Source organism: Kitasatospora sp. NPDC089913 (assembly GCF_044748625.1).
GTDB lineage: Bacteria > Actinomycetota > Actinomycetes > Streptomycetales > Streptomycetaceae > Kitasatospora.
Map to the genome: position 1 here is coordinate 163,325 of NZ_JBIVGI010000004.1, position 26,463 is coordinate 189,787.

Sequence of the window (26,463 nt, forward strand, 5' to 3'; positions counted from 1 at the left end):
ACTCCGGCACCGCGTCACCCTGTCCCGCCGCGCCGCGGCCGCACGGGTACCCTGCCGGAATGCCGTACGAGCTCAACGCCGTCATCGGACCCTTCGACCTGCTCAGGCGCCGTACCGCCGGGATCCGGGAAGCGGTGGTCGCCCCGCTCCGGCAGTCCATGGGGCTGGTGCCCGTCACTGAGGAACTCCTCGCGGAGCTGACCGGCGCAGCCACCGGCCATGACGGCCCGTCCACCCTTCATGACGGCGCACCCACCGGCGCCGACAGCACCGGGCCCGGGTGTCGACCCGTCAGGACGATGTCCCCGGCCTCCGAGCAGATCCTGGACGGGACGCTGGGGCGGACCTTGAGCGACTGGGCCGCGCACGCGCCGATCGCCCATGTGGAGGCCGACTTCCACGGCGGAGCCGGACACCAGACCGCTGTCGTGCGGGGACCCGGCACGGCGATGTGGGGGCCGGTCCACGCGGCGGAGTTCACCGGTCCGCGCGAGCAGTGGCCGATCAACGCCGCGCTCGCCCTGCTCGGTGTGGTCGAGGGGGGTGCCGAGGCCATCGACCACCAGGACCTGTTCCTGGCGGTGGGGCTCGGCGGGGAACAGGACACGGACGGCTGGCGGGCGGCGGGCCGGACGGCCCGCTGGGCGGCGAGCTACGACGAGTGGCACCACGAGCAGCTGGCGGAACGTGAGAGAGCCGCGCGTGCCGCCGCCGAGTTCGAGCGACGCCGACGGCTCCCGGACGTTCCGGCGGCCTTGGACGGCAGGGCGGTCATGGACCTGCTGGGCCTGCCCCCGGGCCCGCTGATCGGCGCGGCCACCCGTCACCTGCAGGAACTGCACCTCGAACGCGGCCCGCTGGCACCGGAGGAGGCCGCGGCGCTGCTACGGGCCTGGGCCCGCCACCAGGAGCGCCCCACAGGCGACGCGCGGACTCCTCCCCGGTGAGCCGGGCGGGGCCGACCGGCCGGGGCCGCCCACTGTTCTGCTGAACCGCCTGCCGGAGCCGTCGATTCACCTCTACGATCCGGGAGTCGAGCCGCGTACACCCGTGGACGCGGACATCCATCCGGACGGACTGTGGTCCAGGGCGACCGTCAGGTGCGGCTCACGGAGGCAGAGCTGACGATGTATTGGTGGAAGTGGAGCCGTCGGCGGTCGCACCGGGGTTCGGGCGTCGGGACAGCGGCCGGGGCGGTGACGAGGACCGGTTGTCCGCTTGTGGAGCAGGCATGTGGGCACGAGGCGGCGCTGCTGGCCGCCGCCCGCGGCCCGGCCAACAGAACAGCTGGCAGAACAACCGCCGGAACCGCAGACACCCGGGTTCCGTCCATGGTCGAGGCGGCGCTCGCCTGGCTGGCCCCGATCGTGCCGGTCGTCGGGGCGGAGGAGGCCGCTGAGGCGGCGGAGTACGCGGCGCGACTGCTCCTGTGCGCCGACGGGGCGGCCGCCGATCCGGCCGTGCTGGTGCCGGACCTGGCCGAAGCGATCGGCAGGGGACCGGAGCGAGCGGCCGCGGCGGCCGCGATCGCCGACGCGCTCGGTCTGCTGGACCCGGCCCTCGAAGCGGCGCTCGCACGGGCCCAGGAGTCGGATTCCCCCGCCACGCACTGGCTGGTCGACCAGGCCCTGAGGCGTGCGGCGGCGCGCAGGCAACGCCGCGCCGGACACTCCCACCTCTCGGCGGCCCAGGACGCTCCGACCGTGGCGCGCGGCGGCGCCGACCCGCGCACCGCCGTGCCGGTCCTCGCCCTGCCGCCCGGCTTCGCGGTGCTGCGCCCGGCCGGACCGGACGTCGACCCGGGGCCGGTGACGATCGACACGGCCGCCGCCCCACTGCGCGCCGCCCTCACCGTCGACCGCACCCTGTTCCGTACGATCTGCGCCGACCCGCGCTGGCAGCGACTGCTGTTGCTGCTGTACGGCGGCGCGCCGGTGCGGGACCTGCCGGACGCTGAGGCCCGGTCGGCGGCCGTGGTAGCCAGGCTGCGGACGCCGCTGCCCGGGGACCGACGGCTCGGCCTGGCGGCGGACGCCGACACGATCGCCGCCCGATCGGCTGCAACGGTCGGCGAGGACCCGGACCTAGCCGCGGTCACCGCCGACTCCCCGATCACCCCGCTGCTGCTCACCGTCCTGCGGACCGGCGGCTCGCCCGCCGACCTGGCGGCCGAACTGCTCCGGAGCGCCACGGACCCCTCCGCCGGACCGGCCGCCCGCGGTGACGCCGTGGTCGGCCTACTCGCCGTCGCCGAGGCTCCCCGCACCGACGAGGACCTGCTGCGGCTCCTCGACGACCCCGCAGTGCGCCGGCGCGCGCTGTGGCGGCTGACCCGGGCACGGGCGCAACTCGCGGACGTCGTCGCCGAACTGCGGCCGGGCACGGTGCAGAGCGCGTTCCGCGGCCGTCGGCCGACCGAGCCGGACCAGAAGGCCCGCGAACTCGCGGTGCTGCGGGTCCTCGCCGCTGCGGAGTCCGTGCACCGGGGCTGGGGCGAGGACATCGACGACGGCCTGCCGCTCTCCCTGCTCAGCATGACCGAGGCGGACGGGCCGGACGTCCCGTACAACCTCGCGGTGGCACTGGACACCGTGGGCCAACTGCTGGTGGAGGGCCGCGGCCGGGGCCTGGCACACACCCTTGCGACCCTGGCGGCGATCGGCGCGCCCCTCGCGGGCGAGCGCTGGCCGCTCGATCCCCTTGCCCCCGCGGCCGGGCACCCGCTCGCCGAGGCCCTGAGCACGCTGGCGGCGCTCAGCTCCGAACTCGCCTTCGTCCGGTGCTGGATGATCGACCGCCTCACGGCCGAGCTGGTCACGGCCGGATACCACGTGGAGGCGGGTTTTCTGGCACTCGCCGACCTCTCTGCCGACCCGGTGAGCGCCCGCCGGACCCTGGCCCGGCTCGCCGCCGCAGCCGGACTGCCCGGACTCCTGGGCGAGGAGCCGGACACCGCGCTGGTTGCGGCGCTGGTGGCAGATCCGGGGGGCGGCGCACCCGGCCGGGCCGCGCCCGAGGCCAGGGCGCGGGTACGGGCCGCCGCCGCGACGGGCGACCGGATCGACGGGGACCGCCTGATCGGCTGGGCCGGTCAGGTGCGCGACCCCTTGGACGCTCTGAGGCTGGTGGAACTCGCGATCGCCGAGCAGGTGGTGCCCGTGGACGGGGAACTCCTGAGCGCGGCGGTGGAGTTCGCCGACCGGCTGGCCTCCCCGACCGAACGGGCTCGGGCCCGGGCCAGGCTGGCCCGGCTCGGGGCCGGCACCTCCCCGGACCTCACCGGGCTGCCGGTGCGGGAGGCCGCGCTGCTGCTCGCGGCCCTGCCCGGGCGGGCGGAGCCGTCGCGTCCGCCGACGGCCGAGGATCCGTCGCGCTCGCCGATCGCCGAGGAGCCGACACCCGAACAGCCGACGTCCGAGGCGTTGGCCGAGCCCGAACTGCGGGAGGCCGTTTCCGGCCACCTGGCGGAACCACTGCTGCGTCAGGAGCGGTCCGCCCGGGCAGAGTTCGAGGCGCCGACGGCGCACGGTCTCTCCTGGGCCGTGCTCACCGCACTGGCCCTGTGCGACGACGCGCTCGCGGCGACCGGCACCGGAGTCCGCCGGGCGCGGGACGCCTGGCAGGCCCTGGCGGCCGAGGACCCCGATCGTGCCGCCCAGGCGCTGCGAGTGCTGCTCCGGGCCGGGCAGCACCGTGCCGTCGCCCTCGACACCGAGGGGTGCGAGGCGATCGACCGGCTGCTTGCCGCTGGACGGACGGAGCAGGTGCTCGCCCTGTTGCCGCTCGCCCGGTTCCACCGCCCGGCACCCGCGCTGGCGCGCTGGCGCACGTCGGCGGACGCCGAGGTGGCGGACCTGGCCACGATGCTGGCCCTGGATGTCGGAGCGCCGGACGAGGACGCGATCGGCCGGCTGCCGCGCCTGCTGGCACACCCCGACGAGCGAGTGTGGGCCCGGACCTGGGCGGCTTTCGAACGTCGTCCTGCGCACTTCCGCGCCGGCGTGCTCGGCGCGGCCCTGCTGGCGGGACTGGCCCGCGCCACGGCGGCCGCGGCGGAGCGAAGGACCCGCCTGGGGCTGCGCGCCGCGCTCTCGTCACTGCGCCACGACTCCCTGCCCGTCCTCGAACAGGCCCTCGCGGACCTCGCCGAGGAACCGTCCGCGCGGGCCGTCCTGCTGCGCCACCTGCACCGGCCGACCCCGGCCGTCGTCCGGGGCCTGGACGGCCCGCTGCGCCGGCTGGTCGGCGCGGACCGCGCGGATCTGCTCACCGCGCTCCTGAACGTCGCCGAAACCGATGCCCGGGCGGACCTGCGGCCGCTGGTGCCCGTGGTGCGCGACCTCGCCGCCGCCGACCCGGACGCGGCCGGCGAGGTCGCGGCGGCCCTGCTGGGCCTGATCGACCCTTCCGCCGGGACGGCCGCGTTCCTGGCCGCGGCGGCCGGGCCGCACTCGCCGGTCGCGGCCGGCGCGGTGCGCGGCCTCGGGTTTCTCCTCGGTGCGCCCGAGCTGCCTGCGGCGGTCCGGTCCGCTGCGGGCGAGGCGCTCGTCACGGCGGCGGGCAGGGGGGACGGTCCGGCCGTGCTCGCCGTGTACGCGCTCGGCCGGTCCGGCACGGCGACGGTGCGGGCACCCGAGGATCCGGTCGGCTGGCTCGACGTGTTCCTCTCGGCACCGCGCCCGGGCGTGGAGGAGGAGAGCCTCGTCGAGGAGGCGGGCTGGGCCGCCCCATTGCTCCTCAGTGGTTCCGGTCCCGCCGCGCACCGGATCGCCGAGGAGCTGGCACGCCGGGTCGCGCTTGCCGCCCCGGTGCGGCCGGGGGCGTCGCCGCTTGCCGCACCGACGCTGGCCCTCCTGCTCCTGCACCGGTTCGTACGGGAGCGTCCGGCCATGGGCCGTGTCCTCCTCAAGGCCGACCCGGCGTGCACCCGGGCGCTGCGCGCCCGGCTCACCCACGCCGACTGGGCGGTGCTCCAGCAGGCGGTGGCCGGGATCCTGCTGACCGTCGGCGCGTACACCCATGAGGTACTGGTCCAGTGCGCGCTGTCGCCGGCCCTGAGTGATGTCCTGGTCGACCTGGTGGCCGGGAGCGAGGCGCTGGACGAACGCGTGGCGGCGGCGCTGATCGCCGCCGTGACCGGCGAGCCCGGCGAGGGACGGGTCCCGGCCGCACGCGCGCTGTGCGCGGCTGCGGACCGCGGTCTCTCGGGTGCCTGGACGCACGACGCCGTGGCGGCGCTGCTGAGCGCGGCCCGACGGCCCGACGCCTCGGCGCCCGTCCTGCTGCCGGGGCGGGACCGGCCGGTCCCCGGCGGGTCCTTCGCCCGGTTGTGCCGGGGGACCGCGCTTGACCTGCTGGGCGTCCCCCAGCTGCCCCGGGACGTGGCGGGAAGCCTCACGGTTCCGCTCGGGTCCGGTGCGGGCGTGGTCCTGCCCCGGGGGGTGGCGACGGTCGACGGCATCCGGTGGCAGTTGGAGGTCTTGACGGAGGAACACGGCTGGCCTGCCATCGATCCGGTCCGCGGACTGCTGGCCGACTGGACCGCTGCGGCCGCCCGACTCGGCCGACCGCTGATCGAGCTGCTGGAGGAGGGTGTGGCCGGCGGCCACTGACCGGCGGTCCACCGGCCGCCGACCGTTGCCTCCTCACGGGCCGAAGCGGTGCTCCACTGTCTCGGCCTTGCCCATCGCCCAGACCACCAGTTCCTCCAGCGGGACCCGCTCGGCCAGGGCGATGGCGTGCAGATCGGCGAACCCGTCGGCCGCCGCGGCCGGCATCCGCCCGCCCCGCTCCCTCGCGAGGAAGGCGATCTGCTGCTCCAGCGGATGCGCGTCGTCCACCGGCCGGCCGATGTAGAACGGAAAGTCCGCGGTCTCGCCGCCGAACGAGCAACGAATTATGAACGGCCGCATGCTCAGAACCCCTTCACGATGCGGCTGTTGATCTGCCGGGCGTCGGCGGGGCGGACCACCCCGCCCCGGACCGCGAAGCCGAACATGGTGGCGATCCGCTCCTGCGAGGTGTCCACCACGGCCTCGACCAGCTCCGCGAGCGTGTCGGTGGCGGAGCGCGCCCGCCGCACACCGAGGAGGAACAGCACCGGGCCCAGCAGCGCGGCCGGCCACCAGATCCGCGCCGCCCCGGTCACCACCAGGCCCCACGCGGCCAAGACCGCGCTGCGCTCCAGGGCGCGCTGGGCCAGCGTCACCGGGACCCGCGCCCGATCGTCCGACGACACCCACAGCCGTGACCACAGCGGCCCGATCCGCAACGAGTACTCCGCGTCGAGCCGTTCGTCCAGGAGCCGCATCCGGTCGGCCATCCACGAGTGCCGGTCCGGCAGGTACCTCGTGGTCGCCCCGGCGGGCAGCCTGCGGCGCGCGGACCACCGCCGGACCGCGAGCAGCGGGTACAGCGGCAGCCGTGGCCAGTGGGCGAACCAGAACGCCAGCAGTGCCGCGCCGAACGAGCGTCCGAGGGTGCCGAGCAGACCCGCGAGGACGAGCAGGACCAGGATCCGGGCCGCCGCCTGCTGCGCCCCGAGCGCCGTCAGGTCGTGTTCGGCCGCCGTCCGTACCCGCCTCCAGTCCAGCGCGTGGCCGTTGCGCAGGGTCAGCGCCGTCCACAGGAACAGGAGGAACAGGGCGCCGGGGATCAGGAGTTCGCTGAGCCAGCGGTCGGCGAGCCGCTTGCCCAGCTCGGTCAGCAGGCCGCTCACCGGGTCGCCACCAGGGGAAGGTCGAACAGCTGGCACCAGGGCGGACGGCCCCGGTCGTCCCGCAGGTCGCTGCGCGAGCACCTGGTGCCGGGGCAGCCGAACCGTTCGGGGGCCGAGGAAGCCCCCGTCCTGATCCCCGGCAGGCCCGCGAACTGTCCGTCGGTCCCGTCCCGGGTACCCGTGGACGTCGGATACCCGACAGCCCGGCAGAGGTCGAGCAGGTCCGCGCTTCCCGCCCGGACCTCCTCCGTCAGCCGCACCAGCTCGCGTCTTCGGGTCTCGTCCAGCGAGGTTGCCAAGTCGGCGTATTCCTTGCACAGTTCGGCGAAAACGTCCTGGTCGCTCATCAAGGCCCCCCTCGATCCGGTCCCAGGGGCATCATAGGACCGCAGGAGGGGATGAAGGGGGTGTCGGAGGGAATGACCGAGGAGATCCGCCGCGCGGCGCTGCGGGAGTTCCGCGACCACGCGATCGCCTACGCCCGCGGCGCCCGTTTCGCGGACCTCACCGCCGCGTTCGCGGCCTACCGCCGCTCCGCGGGCGAGGACGACGGTGCCGCCGCCGACGCTGCGGAGGCCGCCGCGCTCGCCGGACTGCACGCCCTGGTGCGTACCGGCCGGCCGGGCTCTCCGGAGCACACCGCCCTGCGGCAGGTGCTTTACCCCACAGGGGAGGGGGAGCGAGGCGCCGAGCGGGCGATCGCCCTGGCGCAGCGGGCCGCCGGTCCGGTGCGGGCGCTCGCCGCCGCCTTCGGCACGGCCCCGCCCCCGTTGCCCGGAGCCTGGCTGGAGGAGATGGCCCAGGTCTTCCTGGCCGAGCCCGGTACAGAGGGCACGGCGGTCGCGGCGTCGGCGGCCCTGCTGTTCGTCGGACACCCGCGGACGCCCGCCGCCGGCCCCGGTGCCCTGGCCGCGGAGGGCACCGTCCTTCTCGACCGGTATCTGACGCTGGGCCACCGCAGCGACCTGGGGCGCGCCCTCACGGCGCTGGACAGTGCGTTCGCCCTGTTGCCGGACGGCCTGCGGGCGGACTGGCCGTACCTGACCGCCGCCGGGCGCGCCCACCTCCTGGCCGCCCGCTCCGGCGACACGGAACACCTTCCGACCGCCTTCCGCCTGCTCGGCGCGGCCGTCGCCCGGACACCCGGGGAGGTGAGCCCGGCCCTCGTGGCGTGGGCCGAGTCGGTGCACCGGCTGCTGGAGACCACGGACTCCCAATACGACGCAAAGCTCGTGCGGGACCGGGCCTTTCCCGTGCTGGAGGCCGTGCTGCGGGTCGGTGCCGACGGGGATGCGGCGGCCGCGCTGAACACCTCACTGGCAAGGGGCCTGCTCGCCCTGTACCGGCTCGACGGTGACCGGGCGGACCTCGAAGCCGCCCGGGGCCACGCCGCCCCGGCCGCGGCTGGCGGTTCGGCGGCCGCGCTGCTCGTGCTCGGCGACTGCACGCGTCTGCTCGGCCTGCTCGACCGGGACCCGGCCCGCCTCGACGAGGCGGTGGCCCTGTTCGACCGTCTCGCCGCCGTCGGCGTGTTCAGCACCATTGACGTCCCGGGCGGACCTGGCGGCCTCGGCGTCCCGGGACCGACGGCCGCGCTCCGGGCCGCCGAAACACTCGAGGACCGGCACGAACTCACCGGCGACCCCGCGGACCTCGCCGCCGCCCTGGAACGGATCGAAGCCCTCCTGACGACCCACAGCCGGTACGGTCCGACGGGGCGCGTCCTGGCCGGGGCGAAGGCCGCCGTGCTGGCCGCGCGCCATCGCTGGTACGGAGATCCGGGGGACTTCGAAGCCGCCGTCGAGCTGTCGGAACGTGCCGACCCGGACGGCCGGGAGTGGCTGCTCGCCCGCCTGTTCCTGGACCGGCACCACCGGACCGGAAGCCCGTTCGATCTTGAACGGACTGTCGACCTGCTGCGCCGAGCGGTTCCGGACGGCACGCCGCCGCCGCTCCTGCTGAGCGCTTTCCTCCTCGCTCTTCACCGGCGCCTCGGCGACCCGGAGGAACTCGCCGAGGCGCTGCGCATCCTGCGGGCCGACCACGTGCGGACCTCCGGCGGCTCCCACCCGGGCGGCGCGATCTGCGGCGCGCTGGCCGAAGCCCTGCTGACCCACGTCGACACAACCGGCGACGACACGCTCCTGGGTGCGGCACTGGCCTGCGCCCGGGCGAACCATGCCTGGTCCGGCGCTCCGACCGCGGCCATCGTGCTCGCCCGCGCGCTGACCCTTGCCGCCGCCGGTCCCGCAGCGACGTCTGGCCCGGGACCCGACAGTCGGGCCGTGGCACCGGACGACCCGGAGGGGCTGCTCCGCCAGGTCCTGGCGCGACCCTTGGCACCCGCGACCCGGGCGGCGGCGCTGGCGGCGTACGCCGACCTCCTCGACCGGGCCGGAGCCTCTGTCGCTACCGACTCCGCAACCCCGGCCGGCACCGGGTCCGGCCCGACCGGCGGCACCGGCCCCGCAACCTCCGCCGGCTGCCTGGACGAGGCCCGCACCCTGCTCCGCCCCGGCACCGCCGAACGCGACCTGATCGACCTGCGACTGGCGGAACTGCTCGCCGAACGCCACCGCCGCCTCGGCCACGACGAGGACCTCCGCCGTGCCGTGGAGCTGGCCGCCGGCGTGGTCGACGGCCGGGTCCTGCCCCCGCCCGCCAGGCTGCGCGCGGCCGTACTGCACGCCCGGCTGCGCAGCGGGCAGGGTGCCGCCGACCTCGCCGCGGCGCTGGCGGCGTTCCGGGTCGCGGTCGACCTGGTCGACGAAAGCGTCGGATCGCAGTTCACCGACACCGAACGCCGCCACCGGGCGTCCGACCTGAGCATGCTCGGCTCGGACGCTGCGGCCTGCGCCCTGGCGGCGGGCCGGGTCGAGGAAGCGGTCGAACTGCTCGAACAGGCCCGGTTCGTGGCCTGGGGCCCGATGGTCCGGGCCAACGCCGACCTGCTGGAGCTGCGCCGGGTGGATCCGACACTCGCCGCGCGGCTCGGGCGGCTAAGAACAAGGCTCGCCCGGGCCCTGACCGTCCGTCCGACGGACCAGGACCGCCGCTGGCGCGAGCGGGAAGAACGGAGCGGCGACCGGGCCAGCGAACGGGCCGGGATCAGGGCGGAGCTGGCGGAGCTCGAGGCCGAGGCGGGCCGGGCGCTCGGCCGTCCCGCGTTCGCGGCGGGACCGGGCCTCGACCGGCTTCGCGCCGCGACCCTCGGCGGCACGGCCGTGCTCGTGAACGTCGCCGACACCCGCAGCGACGCCGTCCTCGTCGACACCGACCGGGTACGCGCCCTGCACCTGCCGTCCCTGCGCCGGGCCGACGCCGAGGAACACGGCCGCCGCTGGGAAGAGGCCGCATACGCCTTCGCACGTGGCAGGGGCCTCACCCGGCTTCGGGCCGAGAACACCATGCGGGAAGTCCTCGCCTGGCTGTGGGACACCGTCGGCGAGCCCGTGACCGCAGAAGTGTGCCGAGAGGTGGAACCCTGGCCCCGGGTATGGTGGTGCCCGACCGGCCCGCTCACCCTGCTGCCGCTGCACGCGGCCGGGCGCGGCGCCGACGCCGTCCTGGAACGGGTCGTCTCCTCCTACACCGTCACACTCGGTCACCTCTGGCTGGCCCGGACCCGCGAGGACGCGGCGCCAGCGGGCCGGCCCCTGGTCGCTACGGTCTCGGAACTCCCCGAGCAGCCCGGGACCGCCCCGCTCGGCGGCCCGGCCCGGGACGCCGCCGATCTGGCCGCCCGGATCGTGCCGCCCCCGGTCCGGCTCGACGGCCGCGAGGTCACCCGGGACCGGGTGCTGCTGGCGCTGGCCGAACAGTCCGCCGTCCATCTGGCCTGCCACGGGATCCGCCGCGGTGACGCCCTGGACAGCGGCCTGCTGCTCCCGGACGGCGTCCTCACCTTCCAGGACATCGTCACCGAGCAGGCCGCCGCGCCGTTCGTGTTCCTCGCGGCCTGCCACACCGCGATCGGCGACCTGCACCAGGCGGATGAGGGGATCCACCTGGCCGCCGCCCTCCAGCTTGCGGGCGTACGCCAGGTCGTCGCGAGCCTGTGGCAGACCGTCGACGACGACCTGATGGGCACCGCCGTCCGGCTGATCTACGACGGCCTGGTCGTCGACGGCACCCTGCGACCGGACCGCGCCGCCCGGGCTGTCCACGAAGCTCTGCGCACCCTGCGCGCGCAGAATCCGGACCGCCCCATGCTCTGGGCGCCCTACGTCCACTTCGGCGACTGAGCCGACCGCGGTGGGCGGCCGCTGCCTCACTCGCCGCACTGGCCCCGCCTGCCTCACTGCAGGATGTTGATCGCCCGGGCGACCACCAGTGTCGCCACGATCAGGGAGGTGGCGGCCTCGATCATCATGAGCAGTTTGGCCCACCGCTTGATCGCGGAGACGTCGGTCGGACTGAACGCGGTCGCCGTCCAGAAGGACAGCGACAAGTAGTCGGCGAAGCGCGGTATCCAGTCCGCCGGTGCGTACTCGGTGTGCTGCATCTCGGGGAAGACGAACGCCGGCTCCGTGGCCGGCCGGTGGGCCCGGGCGGCGGCGCCGCCGCGATCCAGGTCCCAGTACCAGAGCGCGAAGGCGATCACGTTCGTCGCCCAGGTCACTCCACCGGTCGCCAGCAGACCGGTGGCGTTGTCGGCGAACAGCTTGTTGTTGGTGAGGATGTCCGACACCAGGTGGATCCCGGCGTACAGGTTCGAGGCGGTGATGAAGGCGATCACGGTCTCGGTGACCACCCGCAGCCAGGTCTTGCGGCGGTCGATCCGCCCCGGGTCGCCGACGACCAGCACCACCAGCAGGGCGAACAGCACCACCGGAACCACCCACACCGGGTCCACCCGGTACGACACGGGCAGCACCACGTGCAACAGCCCGGCACTCACCACCGCCGACGCGACCGGCCACCAGTGCTCACCGCGCTCATCGGCCCGACCTGGCACCACCGGGGACGGCCCGGCCGGGCCGGGGCTTGCTCGCATGCCTCATTCTGGCCTCCCCGACGGGCATCCGCCGCGCGCCCCGGCCCGCGACACGCGGCCGGCCGATCAGGTGGCGCACGATCGTCCCGGCCCGCACCCGTGCTCCGCTGTGATCAGCGGACCCTGAGGAATCCGCAGGTGAACGCGGTAGTGCCGAGTAGCTCCGGCGTAGGGCGGACTCCGGTCATGGTCTCCGCGAGGGCGAAGGCCGCAGCCACCGACCGGTCGACGTCCGGTGCGTCGGTGCCGAAGTGGAAGCCGACCCGGTGCATCGCGCTCAGCTGGTCGTCGGGGGTGCTGCCCCAACGGGAATCGGGGAGTACCGGCTCGAACGCCGAGCGGACCCCGCCGTCCTCGGCCCAGAGGAACGAGCCCAGGCCGTTGACGTTGCAGAAGTGCAAGATCCACGTGGTTCCCGCCGAAGCCGGCAGTGCCCGCTCCTCGTCGACGCCGAGGTGGCCGTTCGGCTCGATCATCAGTGTCCACGGGCCGACGCGGGCCATCGCGACGAGCTGCTGCGAGTCGCCCAGGCGGTAGGCGGCTTTGACCACCGCTGCCGCTCCGGTCAGTACCGGGCCCTCTTCCCCGTCGAGGCGTCGCAGCAGATCGGCCGACGCGAGGTCCTTCACCAGTGTGAGGCAGTACGCCTCGGCGAGGTCCGGGAACGTGTCCTCGAACCACGAGTAGTCATCAGCGGTCACCGTCATGACGCCGATTCTCGGCCGTGCCACTGACAGTGCCGGGCCGGAACAGGCCGTGACGAGGTGAATGCCGCCTCGCACACGGTCCCGCCCGGGCCCGGCGTCGTTCGGACCGCTCCGACCGTCAGGCGCGGTGCCGGAACCAGAGGTTCACGGCCTGCTCGCCGTGCGCGAACTGCCCGGGGGCGCAGTAGTAGTACACCTGCGGGTCCAGGTTCCCGGACCGGTCGAGGATGCCGTTCTGCGCCCGCTTGCTGCTGTTGCACTCGTTCCAGTTGGCGCCGCTGTCGCCGCTGGCGAAGGTGTACGTGAGCGAGTTGGCGTAGCCGGCCGCCGAGGCGGTTCCGGCGCTCACGGCGAGCATGCCGGTCGCCGCGGCTCCTGCGAGGAGCAGTGCGGCCGTGGTCCGTGCCGTGCGCTTCATGAAGGCGATCTCCCTTGTTCGGTCGGATGGCCGGCCGCGCGGGCTGTGCGGTGCGGGTCGGCCGCCGAGCGGTCGCTCCCCGGATCGGGGGCGCCGTCCTGCCCGGCGAGACCGACTCTGGCCGACCCGGAGCCGGCGGGCATCGGTCATCTGACTGCGAGGGGCCGAAGGCGCCGCGGATTACGACACGGCCACCGCCGCGACGGCGCGCGCCGGGCAGAGCAGGGCAGGGCAGAGCGGGGCAGAGCAGGGCGTCAGTGCGGGCCGACGGCCACGGCGGCGACCACGATTCCCGCCAGGACCAGGAACGCGAGCCCCACCATCGCGTTCACCGTGCTGTGGCCCAGTGGCTCGCGGAGCCGCATCCGCCGCTGCCGCACCCGCCACTGCCAGTACCCCGAGACCGTCGCCGCCACCGCGAGGAGGATCAGGTAGCAGGCCAGCCCGAGCCGTACGCCGTACGGGCCCACCTGCCCCAGCCCCAGGACCGCCAGCGCCCCGGCCAGCAGTGCCAGCGCCGTACGGGACCAGGCCAGGAACGTCCGCTCGTTGGCCATCGTCGCCCGGTAGTCCGGCTCCTCGCCCTCCTCCCACCACCGAGCGGGGGACTCCGGCCCGCGCTCCCCGTCCTGCCGCGAACCGTCCACAGTCACCGGCTGCTCCTCGGGTTCCGTCGGCCCAGTCTCCCCGGCCGCGCGCGGGCGGCGTCGGAGCGACGCGCCCCTTGGTCGGCCCGGGTCGCGGAGGCTCCGGTAGGTGCCGACACCGGCCGGAGCGGACCGCGGCGCCCACGGGCCGGGAAGCCGACGCGCGGAATCGATGCGGCACCGTGTCCCTGCTCCCGGGGCGTGCGGTGCCGGGCCAATCCGTTCCCCGGTCTGTTCCGAACACCTGGTGCAACGACCATGCGGGCCCTGTCGCGGCCCCGACCGGAGGGGCCCTCGTGACCACGTTCGACACCGTCCCCGCCGCCCGAACCGACGCCGCCGCGGTCCGTACCGTCACGGTCAGTAACGCCGTCAGCGCTGCCGCCGTCCCGGCTCCCGCGCGGGTCGGGCCGCGTCCCGGCGGGGGCCCGCGTCCGCGCACGGTGGCGGTGGTCGGGTCCGGCGTCGCCGGGCTCACCGCCGCGTACGAGCTCACCCGGGCCGGGGTGGAGGTCGAGCTGTTCGAGGCCGACGGGCGCCTCGGCGGCCACGCGCACACCCAGGACGCCGTCGACCGCGCCGGGCGGGCACTCGCGCTGGACACCGGGTTCCTGGTGCACAACGCCCGCACCTACCCACACCTGGTGCGCCTGTTCGCGGAACTCGGGGTCCGCACCCAGGAGAGCGAGATGAGCATGTCCGTACGCTGCGACGGCTGCGGCCTGGAGTACGCGGGCGCGCGGGGACCGGTGGGACTGCTCGGCCGCCCCGACGTGGTGGTCCGGGGCCGGTACCTGCGCATGCTCGCCGAGGTGCCCCGGTTCCACCGGCGCGCCCGCCGGCTGCTGGCCGACCCGGACGCGGGGGAGCCGAGCCTGCGGGAGTTCCTCGCCGCCGGCCGGTTCGGACCCTACTTCGTGAGCCACTTCATGACCCCGGTCGTCTCCTCGGTGTGGTCCTGCGCCCCCGACCTGGCGGGGGACTACCCGGCCCGCTACCTCTTCACCTTCCTGCGCAACCACGGCCTGCTCGGCGTGGGCGGCTCACCGACCTGGCACACCGTCGTCGGCGGATCGCGCACCTACGTCGAGCGGATCGCCGAGCGGCTCACCACCGTCCACCGGTCCGCGCCCGTGCGCGCGGTGCGCCGGCATCCGGACGGGGTCACCGTGGTCCGCGCGGACGGCCGCAGCACCGAGGCCGACGCCGTGGTGGTCGCCACGCACGCAGACCAGGCGCTCCGGCTGCTCGCCGACCCGAGCGACGACGAGCGCGCCGTCCTCGGCGCCTTCCGCTACTCGCGCAACCCGACGGTGCTGCACCGCGACCCGACGGTCCTTCCCGCCGCGGCCTCGGCGCGTGGATCGTGGAACTACCGGATGCCCCACTGCACCGCGCCCTCCGACCGGGTCCGGGTCAGCTACCACCTCAACCGGCTGCTGCGCCTGGACACCGAGGCCGACTACCTGGTCACCCTGAACGAGGACCGGCAGCGGCCGATCCCCGAGGAGCGGGTGCTCTCCCGCACCGTCTACGAACACCCCGTGTACACCGCGCGCACGGTCGCGGCCCAGCGCCGGCTGCCCGGCCTCGCCACCGCCCGCACCGCGTTCGCCGGCGCCTACCACGGCTGGGGCTTCCACGAGGACGGCTGCCGCTCCGGCGTCCAGGCCGCGCACTCCCTGCTGGGGGTGAGCGCGCCGTGACCGCCTCGCCCGGACCGTGCCCGCCCGCCCCGAACCTGCCTGAACCGAACCTGCCTGAACCGAACCCGACCGGACCGAACCCGCCCGCATCCGGCCCGCCCGCCCCGAACCTGCCCGGACCGTGGCGCGCGGTCCTCTACGACACCGTCACCACGCACGTGCGCACCGCACCCCGGAGACGGGCGTTCCGGCACGCCGGCTACCTGTGGCTGGTGGACCTCGACGACCTGCCGGTGCTGCCGCGCCCGCTGCGGCCACTGGCCCGCTTCCTGCCGCGCGACCACGCCCTCGCGGCCGCCGACGACCCGCCGACGGTCCGGCACGACCTGGAGCGCTACCTCCTCGGTCACGGTGTCCGGCTCGGCCGCGGAAGGGTCCTGATGCTGACCCAGGCCCGCTCGCTCGGACACGTGTTCAACCCGCTGACCGTGTACTGGTGCCGGGACGCGGAGGGCCGCCCGCTGTGCACCGTCGCCGAGGTCCACAACACCTACGGCGGTCGCCACCGCTACCTGCTGGCGCCCGACCCCGAGGGCCGCGGCGAGTGCGACAAGGACTTCTACGTGTCACCGTTCTTTCCCGTCGACGGCCGCTACCGCATGGTGCTGCCCGAACCGGGGGACCAGCTCCGGCTGGCGGTCCACCTGGAGCGCCGGGGCGAGCCGGCCTTCACCGCCACCGTGCGCGGCGCCGCACGACCGGCCGGCCCGGCGGCCCTGCTGCGGGTCGCGCTCACCCATCCGTTCGCCACCTGGGCCGTCAGCCTCCACATCCGCTACCGGGGGATCCGGCTGTGGCTCAGCGGCCTGCCGGTCCGTCCCCGGCCGGCCGACACCACCGACCGCTCCGCCGCCACCCCTGCCTGCCCCGCGGCCGCCGCGCCCCGGCCCGACGACCGGCCCGCTCCCACGGAAGAGGTACCCGCCCCATGACGACCACGGTCCCCCCGGCCGCGACGCCGACACCCTCCGTCGACCCCGCGCGCTGGCCGGACGTCGCCCGAGTGCCGGACGTGCCGCTGCGGGCCGCCGTCGCCGCGCGCCTGCTGCGCCGGGCGGCCTCGCGGCGTGGCCTGCGCGTCGAACTCCCGGGCGGCCGAGTCCTGCGACCCGCGCCGGCCGGGGCGCCGGTCCTGCGCCTGCACCGCCCCCGGGCCTTCCTCCACCGGGTCGGCGAGGGCGGCCTGATCGGCTTCGGCGAGTCCTACCAGGCCGGGGACTGGGACAGCCCCGACCTGGTCGCACTGCTCACCGCGCTCGCCACCGCCCCCGAGACCCTCGTGCCGACCGGCACGCGGTGGCTGCGCCGGCTCTACGTCCAGCGGCCGCCGGACGAGGAACTCTCCACCGCGGCGAACACACGACGCAACGTCGGCCGCCACTACGACCTGTCGAACGACCTGTTCGCGCTGTTCCTCGACCCGACGATGAGCTACTCCGCCGCCCTCTTCCCGACCGGCGCCGCCCACGCGCCGCTCGCCACCCACGACGATCTGGCCGCAGCCCAGCACCGCAAGATCGACCGGCTGCTCGACCTGGCCCGCGTCGGTCCCGGCACCCGGATGCTGGAGATCGGCACCGGCTGGGGCGAACTGGCCCTGCGCGCCGCCGGGCGCGGCGCCCACGTCGTCAGCCTGACCCTCTCGGAGCAGCAGCTCGTTCTCGCCCGGCAGCGGATCGCCGCGGCCGGGCAGGCGGACCGGGCGGAGGTCCGGCTGTGCGACTACCGCGCCGCCGAAGGCCAGTACGACGCCGTGGTCAGCGTCGAGATGATCGAAGCCGTCGGCCGGCCCTTCTGGCCCGACTACTTCGCCACCCTCGACCGGGTCCTGGCACCCGGCGGACGTGTCGCCCTCCAGGCGATCACCATGCCCCACGGCCGGATGGTGGCCAGCAGCCGCACCTACACCTGGATCCTCAAGTACATCTTCCCCGGCGGCCAGATCCCCTCCGTACGGGCGATCGAGGAGAGCGCCACCCGTCACACCCGGCTGCGCCTCACCCGTGCCGACGCGTACGGACCGCACTACGCCGAGACGCTGCGCCTGTGGCGCGAACGCTTCACCGAACGCTCGCCGCAGGTCGCGGCCCTCGGCTTCGACGAGGTGTTCCGGCGGATGTGGGAGCTCTACCTCGCCCACTCCGAGGCCGGGTTCCGCACCGGCTATCTCGACCTCCACCAGCTCCTCCTCACCCGCGACGGGGCGACGGACGCACCGGTGCCGACCTCCCCCTCCCGGCGGGAGGAGCAGCGGCCGTTCGGCGGGAAGGAGGAGCGGCCGTGAACGCCACCGCCTTCGCACTCAACCTCGCCGTCACCGCCGCCGTCGCCCTCGCCGTCCTCCTCGCCGCGTTCGCGGTGGGGGTGCGCACCGGGCGCCACCGGGGCGTGGACGTCGCCTGGGGGCTGGCGTTCACCGCCGTGGCGCTGAGCGGCCTCGCGCTCTCGCAGGGCCACGGGGACCAGGGGCGCCGGCTGCTGGCCACCCTGCTCGTCACCGTCTGGGGCCTTCGGCTCTCCGCCCACCTGTGGTGGCGCGCCCGCGGCGCCCCGGAGGACCCGCGCTACGCCCGGATGCTCTCCCGGGCCCCCGAGGGACCGGCCCGCACCTGGTACGCCCTGCGGATCGTCTACCTGCTCCAGGCCGCTCTGGTGTGGTTCGTCTCGCTGCCCGTCCAGGCCGCCCAGTACCTTCCCCACCCGCCCGGCGCGCTCGCCTGGGCGGGCACCGCGCTGTGGACGGTCGGCCTGCTCTTCGAGGCGGTCGGGGACCGGCAGCTCGCCCGCTTCAAGGCGGACCCCGCCAACCGCGGCCGGATCATGGACCGCGGCCTGTGGAGCTGGACCAGGCACCCCAACTACTTCGGCGACGCCTGCGTCTGGTGGGGCCTGTTCCTGCTCGCCGCGGACAGCCCGGTCGGCTGGGCCTTCGTCCTCAGCCCCGTCCTGATGACCTACCTGCTCGCGTTCGGCAGCGGCAAACCGATGCTGGAACGCCGGCTCGGTGCGGAGCGGCCCGGCTGGGCCGAGTACGCCGCGCGCACCAGCGGCTTCCTGCCCCTGCCACCGCGTCGGACGGCCTCGCCCGCAGGACCGCCGCGGCCCCACCTCTGACCGCCGCCGCGGCCGTGCCCGGCCTCCGCGACAGCCGCGGGCCGGGCACGGGAAATTCTCTTCGGACTCCCGGTCCCGCGGCCGCCGGGAAGGGCGCCTCCCAGGGCCGTGAGCGGCTCGCGGCGGCTCTGCCGCGACGGTCCGGGCCCCTCCCGGCCGACCGCCCCCGATCGTCCGTCAGGCGCCCGTCCACGGCCGTGCCGCACTGCCGCTGACCTGGTGTTCTCCTGAAAATTCCCTAGGCTGGAGAGCTCTGTCGGAGACTCTCGGAGGGGGCGGCGTGAGCGAGGGAACGGGCGAGGGAGCAAGCGAGGGAGCAAGCGAGGGAACGGGCGAGGAGCCCGTGACGTACGACGCCGGCATGATCGTGGTCCTGGAGGGCCTGGAGGCGGTTCGGGCGCGGCCCTGGATGCACATCGGACCGGTCGACGAGCGAGCACTGCACCAGCTGGTGCTCGACGCCGCCGAGCCGGCGCTGGACGAGGCGCTGAACGGCACGGCCGGTCGGATCGGGATCACCCTCACCGCGGACGGCGGCGTCACGGTCGCCGACGACGGCAGGGGCCACCCGGTCGGACACGCCGGACACCACGACGGCCGCGCGCTGGAGGAATGCCTGTCCGTGCTCTGCAGCGGGGTCCCGTTCGTCGGCCGGCGCTCGCCGGCCGGCAGCAGGTTCGCTGCGGAGCTGTCGGTCGTCAACGCCCTGTCCAGCCGCCTGACGGCCGAGGTTCGGCGCGACGGCTCCCGTTGGGTGCTGGAGTACGAGCGGGGAGTGCGGGTCGGGGCGCCCGTCCGGACCGGTGCGGACGGGGGCAGCGGGACGGCGATCTCCTTCCGCCCCGATCCCGGGATCTTCGGGGCACTGACGCTCTCGTTCGACACACTGGCCGACCGCTTCAGGGAACTGGCCTTCCTGAACCGTGACTTGGACATCACCCTGACCGACGACCGGCACCCCGGCCGGCCCCGTTCCGTCCGTTTCCGCTACCCCGGGGGAGTGCGCGACCGCCTCGCCGAACAGGGCGCCCCGCCCCACCCGGAGGTGCTCGCCTTCGAACGCGAGTGCCCGGACATGGAGGGAACCGTGGAAGTGGCCCTGTGCTGGGCCGACTCCCACGAGGAACAGGTCACCGGCTACGCCAACAGCCGGCCGACCACCGACGGCGGAACCCACCAACTCGGCTTCCGCGACGGCCTGGCAGCCGCGCTCACCGCCGTCGCCGGGGGCCAGTACGTACCCACCCCGGCCCGGCTCGGCCCCGGCCTGACGGCGATCGTGTCGGTGAAGCTCGACCGGCCCGAGTTCGAGGGCGCCGCCCGCGCGCGGCTGAGCAACGGCCCCGTCCGCACCTGCGTCGCCGACGCCGTCCGGGAGCACGCGACCGCCTGGCTCCGCGCCGACCCGGCCCGCGCGGCCGCCGTCCTCGCCCGGCTCCCGGCCACCACCCGGGACTGACACAGCCGCACCGCCGGGTCTCCCGGTCCGGCGCGACGTCCGGACCGGGACCGGGGCGGCGCAGACCGCGAGCCCGACCGGATCCGCTCGGTGGCGCCTGCTCCCCACCTCGACGGCTCCGGGTTCCGGGCTCCGGTCAGCGGGTGTGCGGGGCGTTCGGGGTGTCGGGGGCGGGGCGGTCGTGGGGCGGGAGGGAGCGGGCCTCGACGGCCCTGGCCGTGTTCCTCAGGGCCTTCGCGAGCACGCCCTTGCCGACGCTGCCCAGGAGCAGGCCGGTGAGTCGTCCCCGGAGGTTCTTGCCCTCGCGCACCACCACGGCGTCCAGCCGTGTGGTGCCGTCCGGCAGCGGTGTGAAGGTGTACGTGTGTCCGGAGGCGCCGCCCCAGATGTTGGAGTCGACGGTGGTCATCACCACTCGGTGCGGGTCGGACCAGTCGTAGTGCAGCCGCTCCCAGACACCGCCCGAGCCCTCGGTGACATCGGCTCGGTCGGTGCCCCGGGTGTGGACCTTCAGGTACTCGTCCGCGCTGTTGCCGAACAGTTCCCGGCGGCCCGGGCCGAAGTCGGTGAGGCAGGCCACGAACTGTTCCGGTGTCGCGTGCGTCCGCTCGGTGAGGTGGATGGTGGCCATGGTGTGTTCTCGTGCTCCTCGGGTCGGGGCGGGCCGGACGGTCCGCGTCGGGCGGTCGGGCCGGGTCGGGCCGGTGATCGCTGGACCCAGGTTGCCGGTCGGTGCGCTCCCGTCGAGCCCGTGTCCAACCCTGGTCCACCCGCCCCGGGGCCCTGGCCGGGGACCCGGGGACACCCGGGCCAGGGTCTCCACCAGGGTCCGTCCCTGGGGCGACGGGGCGGCGCTCCCGGGATCGTTGTCGGCGGGTGCCCTCCCGGTACCCGTCGACGCAGAAGGAGCAGATGACGGTGGATCTCAAGCTCGAGGTCGTGGTCGTGCCGGTCTCGGACGTGGACCGGGCCAAGGAGTTCTGGACGCGGATCGGTTTCCGCGAGGACGTCGACTTCTCCGGCCCCGGGGGCTTCCGGGTCGTGCACCTGACGCCGCCGGGCTCGGCCGCGTCGATCATCGTCGGCAGTGGCGTGACCGACGCGGCGCCGGGTTCGGAACGGGGCGTGCACCTGGTCGTGGACGACGTCGTCGCGGCCCGCGCCGAGTTGGTGGCCCGCGGTGTCGACGTCGGCGAGGTGTTCCACGACGCCGGCGGTGTGTTCCACCACGCCGGCTCGACCGGCCGGGTCACGGGGCCGCATCCGAGCCGGCAGTCCTACGGCTCGTTCGTGACGTTCGCCGACCCGGACGGCAACACCTTCGTCCTGCAGGAGGTGACGACGCGGCGGCCCGGTCGGATCACCCAGGTGGTCTACCGCTCGGCGGCGGAGGTCGAGCAGGCGCTGCGCGAGGCGGCGCTCGCCCACGGAGAGTACGAGGCCCGGCTCGGTCACCACGATCCGGACTGGCCGTCGTGGTACGCCGCGTACATGGCCCGCGCGGCCGGTGTCGGCGACTGACGCCCGGTGGCGCGGTCCGGCCACCGGGGCGTGCGGGCGAGATCCGATCGACGGCGGACGGCGGACGGCGGAGGGAACCGATGCCGACGGAGAACGTGAACGAGGACGAGAACGTGAACGAGCGGAACGGTGCGGGCCGGCTGCCGGTGGCGCGGGAGCGTGCGCACGCCGAACTCGCGGCGCTGGCGCGGAGCACGGTGGGCCGGGCCCTCGTGCTCCGCGCGCTGCCGGGAGTCGACCGGACGTCCCTGCTGGGTCGCGCCGCCGTCACGGCGGAGCGGGAGGGGCACCGCGTCGTGCGGGTGACCGGGGTCGAGGCGGAGGCCCGGCTGCCCCACGCCGGACTGCACCAGTTGCTCCATCCGCTGCTCGGTGAGGTCGCGCGGTCGGACGAGGCGACCCGGGCCGTGCTCGACGGTGTCTTCGGCCGGGCCGAGGACGACCGGCCGTCGGTCGTGCGACTGGGCACAGCCGTCCTCCGGCTGCTGTCCCGGGCGGCGGTGCGGCAGCCGCTGGTGTTGGTCGTGGACGACGGGCAGTGGCTGGACGATCCCAGTGCCGAGGTGCTCGGCTTCGTGGGGCGGCGCCTGGCCGGGAGCCGGGTGCGGCTGCTGATCGCGGTCCGCGCCGAAGTGGCGTCGCGGTTCGACTCCGCCGCCCTGCCCGGGTGGACCGTCGCCGTCCGCTCGGGAACCGTCCCCCGGGGAACCGTCCTCGCCGACGCGCACTCGGCGCACCGGCCGGACCGTGCCGCAGTGCCGGTCCTCACCCCGCTGACCTGGCAGGAACGCCGGGTCGCGGACCTGGCAGCCGCAGGGCTGACCAACAAGGAGATCGGCCGGCGCATGCACCTCTCGCCGCGCACGGTCGCCTCGCATCTCTACCGCGTCTTCCCGAAGCTCGGCATCACCACCAGGGCGGCGCTGCGCGACGCCCTGAACCGAACCGCGGGCGTGGGTCGGCTCCAGCCGTGAGCCGGGCCTCGGCGCATCAGAACGTCAGAACGTCAGAACGTCAGAACGTCAGAACGTCATCAGCTTCCGGATCAGCTTCCAGGAAAGGATCGAACATGATCAACAGGCGTACGTTCTCCAAGGCGGTCGGTCTGGGCATGGGTGCCGTGGCCGTGCCCACCGGGGCCACCGCCGCCGCGAGCACCGCCGCCGTCGCCGACGACCGCTCCCGCCGCACCGCCCCGGCCCCCACGTTCGGCGGCCTGAAGCAGGTCCGCGCCGGCGTGCTCGACATCGGCTACGCCGAGGCGGGACCGGCCCGCGGGCCCGTGGCCGTCTGCCTGCACGGCTGGCCGTACGACATCCACAGCTACGTCGACGTGGCCCCGCTGCTGGCCGAGGCCGGCTACCGCGTGATCGTCCCGTACCTGCGCGGCCACGGCAGCACCACCTTCCGGTCGCCCACCGAGGTCCGCAACGCGCAGCAGTCCGCGGTGGCGCTCGACGTCGTCGCCCTCCTGGACGCGCTGGGGATCCGCAGGGCGGTCCTGGCCGGGTTCGACTGGGGCGCGCGGACCGCCGACGTCGTCGCGGCGCTGTGGCCGGAGCGGGTCAGGGCCCTGGTGTCGGTGAACGGGTACCTCGTCACCGACGTCCGGGCGCAGCAGAACCCCCTGCCGCCGAAGGCCGAGCACACCTGGTGGTACCAGTACTACTTCGCCACGGACCGCGGCCGGCGGGCGCTGGAGAACCCGCAGTACCGCCGGGAGCTGTGCCGGGCGGTGTGGGAGGAGGCCTCGCCGACCTGGGAGTTCGACGACGCGACGTTCGAACGCACCGCCGCCGCCTTCGACAATCCCGACTACGCCGCGATCGTCACCCACAACTACCGGTGGCGGCTGGGGCTCGCGGCCGGCGAACCCTGCTACGACCGCTACGAGCAGCGGCTCGCGGACCGGCCCACGATCGGTGTTCCGACCATCACCCTGGATCCCGGGCTCGATCCCTTCCTGGCCTCCACCGACGGCCTCGGGTACCGGAAGTTCTTCACCGGCCCGTACGAGCACCGGGTCCTCGCCGGCGTCGGGCACAACGCTCCCCAGGAGGCCTCGGCGGCGTTCGCCCGGGCGGTCATGGACGCCGACCGGCTCTGACCACGCGGTCCGGATCGCGAGGCCGGCCGGGCGGGGACACCGGCCGCAGGGGGACGCCGACCACGCCGACCACGCCGGCCAGGCCGACCACGCCGGCCAGGCCGACCACGCCGGCCAGGCCGACCACGCCGGCCAGGCCGGCCAGGCCGGTCACGCCGGTCACGGCGGACGTCCCGGCGGCGCCCGACGCGTGGTCACAGGCCGCCCGACAGCGCCCCGTCCAGCTCCCGACGGGAGGCGATCCCCAGCCTGACGAAGACCTTGCGCAGGTGCCACTCGACCGTCCGGGGGCTGATGAACAGCTGGGCCCCGATCTCCGCGTTCGAGTGCCCGGCCACCACGAGCCGGGCGATCTGGGTCTCCTGCGGCGTCAGGGCCGGCGCGTCGACGGTCCGACGGCGGACGGTCTCGCCGGTGGCGAGCAGCTCCCGCCGGGCCCGCTCCGCGAACGCCTCCATGCCCATCGCCGCGGCGGCGTCGTGCGCCGTCCGCAGCTCGGCGCGGGCCTCGGCCCGCCGGTTGCGGCGGCGCAGCCACTCGCCGTACAGGAGCCGGGCCCGTGCCCCGAACACCGGCAGCCCGCCCCGGTCGTAGTGTTCGACCGCGTCCCGGTAGCGCTCCTCGGCGTGCTCCTCGGGCCCGGTCAGGGCGTCGGCGACCGCCGCCGCGCCGCGTGCCCAGGGGGTGCCGGTCAGGCTGCGGTCGGCCAGCCGCTCCCGCGCCTCGCGCGCCTCTGCCGGCGCGTCGGGGCCGCCGGTGCGGGTGGCCGCCTCGACCAGTTCCAGGCAGGTCCAGTGGTGCACGGCGAGGTCCTGGTGCTCCAGGCCGCGCCGTGCGGCCTCCAGCGCGAGCGGATAGTTGCCCAGACCGTTGTGGAGCACCGCCCGCGCGTACGCGGCCACGGCGATCGAGCGGCCCAGGCCGCGTCGCTCGCCCTCCCGCTCCAGCGTCTCCAGCGCCTCCAGGGCCGCGCGCTCCCGCCCCCGGTGGGCGCTCAGAAGGCCGGTCGCGGCCAGGCGCGCCGCCGCCCCGGCGGGCTCCTCGGTGTTCGCTCCCTCGGCCAGCAGGTCCCAGGCCTCCGTGAAGCGCCCCGCCAGGCCCAGTGCGGTCGCCCGGTGGGGGAGCGCCGTGGAGAGGACCGACAGGGCGCCCGTCGTCCGGGCGAACCGCACCGCCCGGTCCGTGACGGCCAGCCACGCCGCCAGGTCGCCCAGTTCCCCGGCGGAGTCCACGGCCGGCTCCAGGACCGCCGGGACCGCCCGGTCGTCCCCGTCGGTGACGGCGCGCAGCGCCCGCGCCAGCGGGGGGAAGGCCTTGACCGGTCCGTCCTCGGTCCAGACGGCCAGGGCGTGCAGGAACGCTCCGGCGGCCCCGTCGCCGTCCGTCCGGTCCCCGTCGCCCACCTCCCCGTCGCCCGCCGACCCGCCGCCCACTTCCCCGTCTCCCGTGGACCCGCCGCCCGCCGACCCACCGGCCGCGAGGCCGCGGGCGGCCTCCGCCACCTGCCGCAGGCCGTCCCCGTCGAGCCGTCCGGCCCGCACGGCCGCCCCGAACGCGGCGAGGCAGGTCTCGCGCGCGGTGGCCGGGTCGAGCTCCCCGAGCGTCACGGCCGCCGCGATCAGCGGCCGTATCGCGCCCGGCCCGGGGTCGGCCATGGCGGCCGCCCCCGCCCGCAGTCGGCCCGCCCCGGCCCGTTGCAGCCGGTCCAGCGGCCCGAGTTCGGCGGCGGCCAGCAGGTCCGGGACCCGGTCGGCCGCGCCCGCCGCGAGATGCGCCCCGGCCGAGGCCAGCGCCCGCCGGGCCCGCTGCGCCGGGTCGGGGCTGAGCGCGGCGGCACGTTCCAGGAACGAGGCCGCGGCCGCCCGGCCGCCGCGCGCCAGCGCCCGGTCCGCCGAGCGTTCCAACGCGGCGGCGACCGGCTCGTTCGGACCGACCGCCGCGTGGGCGAGGTGCCAGGCCCGCCGGTCGGGGTCGCGTTCGGCGTCGGTGGCGTCGGCGAGGGCGGCGTGCACCGCCCGGAGGTCCGCGGCGTCGGCGCGGCGCCAGACCGCCGAGCGCACCAGCGGGTGCCGGAACCGCACCGGAGCGCCCAGCTTGAGCAGCCCGGCGGCCTCGGCGGGCGCCGCGGCCCCGGGCCCGATGCCCAGGGGGCCGAGGGCGCGCCACAGCAACAGCTCGTTGCCGACCGGCTCGACCGCCGCGAGCAGCAGCAGGGCCCGGGTGTCGGCGGGCAGCGCGTCGACACGCCGGCGGAAGCCCTCCTCGACCCGGTTCGGCACGGGGGCGGGGCCGTGTCCGCCGAAGCCGAAGGCCAGTTCGGCCGCCGACAGCCCCTGCGGCAGCTCGAGCAGGGCCAGCGGGTTCCCGCCGGTCTCGGCGACGATCCGGTCCCGCACCCGGGGGTCCACCGGCCCCGGCAGCACCGAACCGAGCAGGGTCCGGGCGTCCGCGTCGGCCAGCCCCCGCAGGGGCAGGACCGGCAGATCGGCGAGCTCGCCCTCCCCGTCGGCGAGCCGTTCGGCGAAGACCAGCGCCACCGACTCGGCGTCCAGCCGACGGCCGACGAACCCCAGGATCCGCAGCGACATCAGGTCCAGCCACTGCGCGTCGTCGACCAGGCACACCAGCGGGCTCGTAGCGGCCGCCTCGGCGAAGAGCCCCAGCACCGCCATTCCGACCAGCAGCAGTTCGGGCGCGGGCCCGCCGCTGAGGCCGAACGCCACCCTCAGCGCGTCCTGCTGGACCGGCGGCAGCCCGTCCAGGTGCGACAGCAGCGGGGCGCAGAGCCGCTGCAGGCCCGAGTAGGCGAACTCCGACTCGGCCTCGACGCCCTCCGTGCGCACGACCCGCATCCCCGTCGCCCGGGCGGCCGCGTGGTCGAGCAGCACGGACTTGCCGATCCCCGCCTCACCGCGCAGCACCACCACCCGGCTTCGCCCGTCACGCACTTCGCGCAGCAGCCGGTCGAGCTCCTCCGACTCCCGGTGCCGTCCGAGCAGCTGATGCGTCGTGCCCTGCTCCATCACGCTTCCTCCGCCGCGTCCGCCCTGGCAGAGCCCCCTTTCCCCAG

The 26,463-nt window shown here is 75.5% G+C and carries 21 protein-coding genes; 11 read left to right on the forward strand and 10 right to left on the reverse strand.

Going from position 1 to position 26,463, the window contains the following annotated elements; all coding sequences use genetic code 11:
- The first annotated feature begins 59 nt into the window (after positions 1–59).
- Together ACIPYS_RS08925 and ACIPYS_RS08930 are read left to right on the forward strand one after the other, a co-directional pair.
- On the forward strand, positions 60–947 hold the full coding sequence (locus tag ACIPYS_RS08925) for a hypothetical protein (RefSeq protein WP_400744920.1): 888 nt from the start codon (positions 60–62) through the stop codon (positions 945–947).
- A gap of 384 nt (positions 948–1,331) precedes the next feature.
- Complete coding sequence (locus ACIPYS_RS08930) at positions 1,332–5,612, forward strand: hypothetical protein (RefSeq protein ID WP_400744922.1); 4,281 nt, start codon at positions 1,332–1,334, stop codon at positions 5,610–5,612.
- 33 nt (positions 5,613–5,645) lie between these two features.
- Here the strand turns inward: ACIPYS_RS08930 and ACIPYS_RS08935 are convergent, their stop codons facing one another.
- The 3 genes from ACIPYS_RS08935 to ACIPYS_RS08945 are packed head-to-tail and all read right to left on the reverse strand — an operon-like array spanning position 5,646 to position 7,065.
- A complete protein-coding gene (locus ACIPYS_RS08935) occupies positions 5,646–5,912 on the reverse strand; it encodes a DUF2610 domain-containing protein (protein WP_400744924.1) in 267 nt (88 codons plus the stop codon).
- 2 nt (positions 5,913–5,914) lie between these two features.
- Positions 5,915–6,718, reverse strand: a complete 804-nt coding sequence (locus ACIPYS_RS08940; protein ID WP_400744926.1) for a hypothetical protein — start codon at positions 6,716–6,718, stop codon at positions 5,915–5,917.
- Positions 6,715–7,065 (reverse strand): hypothetical protein, encoded by a 351-nt coding sequence (locus ACIPYS_RS08945; RefSeq protein ID WP_400744928.1) that lies wholly within the window; start codon positions 7,063–7,065, stop codon positions 6,715–6,717. Before ACIPYS_RS08945 ends, ACIPYS_RS08940 begins: the two co-directional genes overlap by 4 nt.
- A 72-nt stretch (positions 7,066–7,137) precedes the next feature.
- Here ACIPYS_RS08945 and ACIPYS_RS08950 point away from each other — a divergent pair, with 72 nt between their 5' ends.
- Entirely contained in the window at positions 7,138–10,962 is a 3,825-nt protein-coding gene (locus ACIPYS_RS08950) for a CHAT domain-containing protein (protein ID WP_400744930.1), read from the forward strand.
- Between the two features lie 53 nt (positions 10,963–11,015).
- Here the strand turns inward: ACIPYS_RS08950 and ACIPYS_RS08955 are convergent, their stop codons facing one another.
- The 4 genes from ACIPYS_RS08955 to ACIPYS_RS08970 form a co-directional block, all read right to left on the reverse strand.
- Positions 11,016–11,714: a hypothetical protein gene (locus tag ACIPYS_RS08955; RefSeq protein WP_400744932.1), complete on the reverse strand. Its 699-nt coding sequence runs from the start codon at positions 11,712–11,714 to the stop codon at positions 11,016–11,018.
- A 113-nt stretch (positions 11,715–11,827) separates the two neighbouring features.
- A complete protein-coding gene (locus ACIPYS_RS08960; protein ID WP_400744934.1) occupies positions 11,828–12,421 on the reverse strand; it encodes a DUF6461 domain-containing protein in 594 nt (197 codons plus the stop codon).
- Positions 12,422–12,539: 118 nt separating this feature from the next.
- Entirely contained in the window at positions 12,540–12,839 is a 300-nt protein-coding gene (locus tag ACIPYS_RS08965) for a hypothetical protein (protein WP_093858361.1), read from the reverse strand.
- 254 nt (positions 12,840–13,093) lie between these two features.
- On the reverse strand, positions 13,094–13,492 hold the full coding sequence (locus ACIPYS_RS08970) for a YidH family protein (protein ID WP_197698694.1): 399 nt from the start codon (positions 13,490–13,492) through the stop codon (positions 13,094–13,096).
- A gap of 437 nt (positions 13,493–13,929) precedes the next feature.
- Between ACIPYS_RS08970 and ACIPYS_RS08975 the strand changes: the two genes are divergently transcribed.
- The 5 genes from ACIPYS_RS08975 (at position 13,930) to ACIPYS_RS08995 (ending at position 19,765) form a co-directional block, all read left to right on the forward strand.
- Positions 13,930–15,192: an NAD(P)/FAD-dependent oxidoreductase gene (locus ACIPYS_RS08975; RefSeq protein ID WP_400745203.1), complete on the forward strand. Its 1,263-nt coding sequence runs from the start codon at positions 13,930–13,932 to the stop codon at positions 15,190–15,192.
- 158 nt (positions 15,193–15,350) lie between these two features.
- Positions 15,351–16,124, forward strand: a complete 774-nt coding sequence (locus ACIPYS_RS08980) for a DUF1365 domain-containing protein (RefSeq protein WP_400744937.1) — start codon at positions 15,351–15,353, stop codon at positions 16,122–16,124.
- The gene (locus tag ACIPYS_RS08985; RefSeq protein WP_400744939.1) at positions 16,121–17,476 is read left to right on the forward strand and encodes a class I SAM-dependent methyltransferase; all 1,356 of its coding nucleotides are present in this window, start codon (positions 16,121–16,123) and stop codon (positions 17,474–17,476) included. Before ACIPYS_RS08980 ends, ACIPYS_RS08985 begins: the two co-directional genes overlap by 4 nt.
- A complete protein-coding gene (locus tag ACIPYS_RS08990; RefSeq protein WP_400744941.1) occupies positions 17,473–18,306 on the forward strand; it encodes a DUF1295 domain-containing protein in 834 nt (277 codons plus the stop codon). Before ACIPYS_RS08985 ends, ACIPYS_RS08990 begins: the two co-directional genes overlap by 4 nt.
- Positions 18,307–18,649: 343 nt before the next feature.
- Positions 18,650–19,765: a DNA gyrase subunit B gene (locus ACIPYS_RS08995; RefSeq protein ID WP_400744943.1), complete on the forward strand. Its 1,116-nt coding sequence runs from the start codon at positions 18,650–18,652 to the stop codon at positions 19,763–19,765.
- Positions 19,766–19,901: 136 nt separating this feature from the next.
- Here ACIPYS_RS08995 and ACIPYS_RS09000 read toward each other — a convergent pair whose 3' ends face one another.
- Positions 19,902–20,396, reverse strand: a complete 495-nt coding sequence (locus ACIPYS_RS09000) for an SRPBCC family protein (RefSeq protein WP_093858358.1) — start codon at positions 20,394–20,396, stop codon at positions 19,902–19,904.
- A 287-nt stretch (positions 20,397–20,683) separates the two neighbouring features.
- On the opposite strand from ACIPYS_RS09000, the gene ACIPYS_RS09005 reads away from it, so the two are divergent.
- The 3 genes from ACIPYS_RS09005 to ACIPYS_RS09015 all read left to right on the forward strand — a co-directional run bounded on the left by ACIPYS_RS09005 (position 20,684) and on the right by ACIPYS_RS09015 (position 23,393).
- Positions 20,684–21,286 carry a VOC family protein gene (locus tag ACIPYS_RS09005; protein WP_093864565.1) on the forward strand — a complete coding sequence of 201 codons (603 nt, stop codon included), beginning with the start codon at positions 20,684–20,686 and terminating at the stop codon, positions 21,284–21,286.
- A gap of 80 nt (positions 21,287–21,366) precedes the next feature.
- A complete protein-coding gene (locus tag ACIPYS_RS09010; protein WP_400744945.1) occupies positions 21,367–22,260 on the forward strand; it encodes a LuxR C-terminal-related transcriptional regulator in 894 nt (297 codons plus the stop codon).
- Between the two features lie 95 nt (positions 22,261–22,355).
- Positions 22,356–23,393 carry an alpha/beta fold hydrolase gene (locus ACIPYS_RS09015; protein WP_400744946.1) on the forward strand — a complete coding sequence of 346 codons (1,038 nt, stop codon included), beginning with the start codon at positions 22,356–22,358 and terminating at the stop codon, positions 23,391–23,393.
- Here the strand turns inward: ACIPYS_RS09015 and ACIPYS_RS09020 are convergent.
- Together ACIPYS_RS09020 and ACIPYS_RS09025 are read right to left on the reverse strand one after the other, a co-directional pair.
- Positions 23,371–23,556 (reverse strand): hypothetical protein, encoded by a 186-nt coding sequence (locus tag ACIPYS_RS09020; RefSeq protein WP_400744947.1) that lies wholly within the window; start codon positions 23,554–23,556, stop codon positions 23,371–23,373. The two genes, ACIPYS_RS09015 and ACIPYS_RS09020, sit on opposite strands and share 23 nt — an antisense overlap.
- A 31-nt stretch (positions 23,557–23,587) precedes the next feature.
- Positions 23,588–26,416 (reverse strand): AAA family ATPase, encoded by a 2,829-nt coding sequence (locus ACIPYS_RS09025; protein WP_400744948.1) that lies wholly within the window; start codon positions 26,414–26,416, stop codon positions 23,588–23,590.
- Positions 26,417–26,463: the final 47 nt, after the last annotated feature.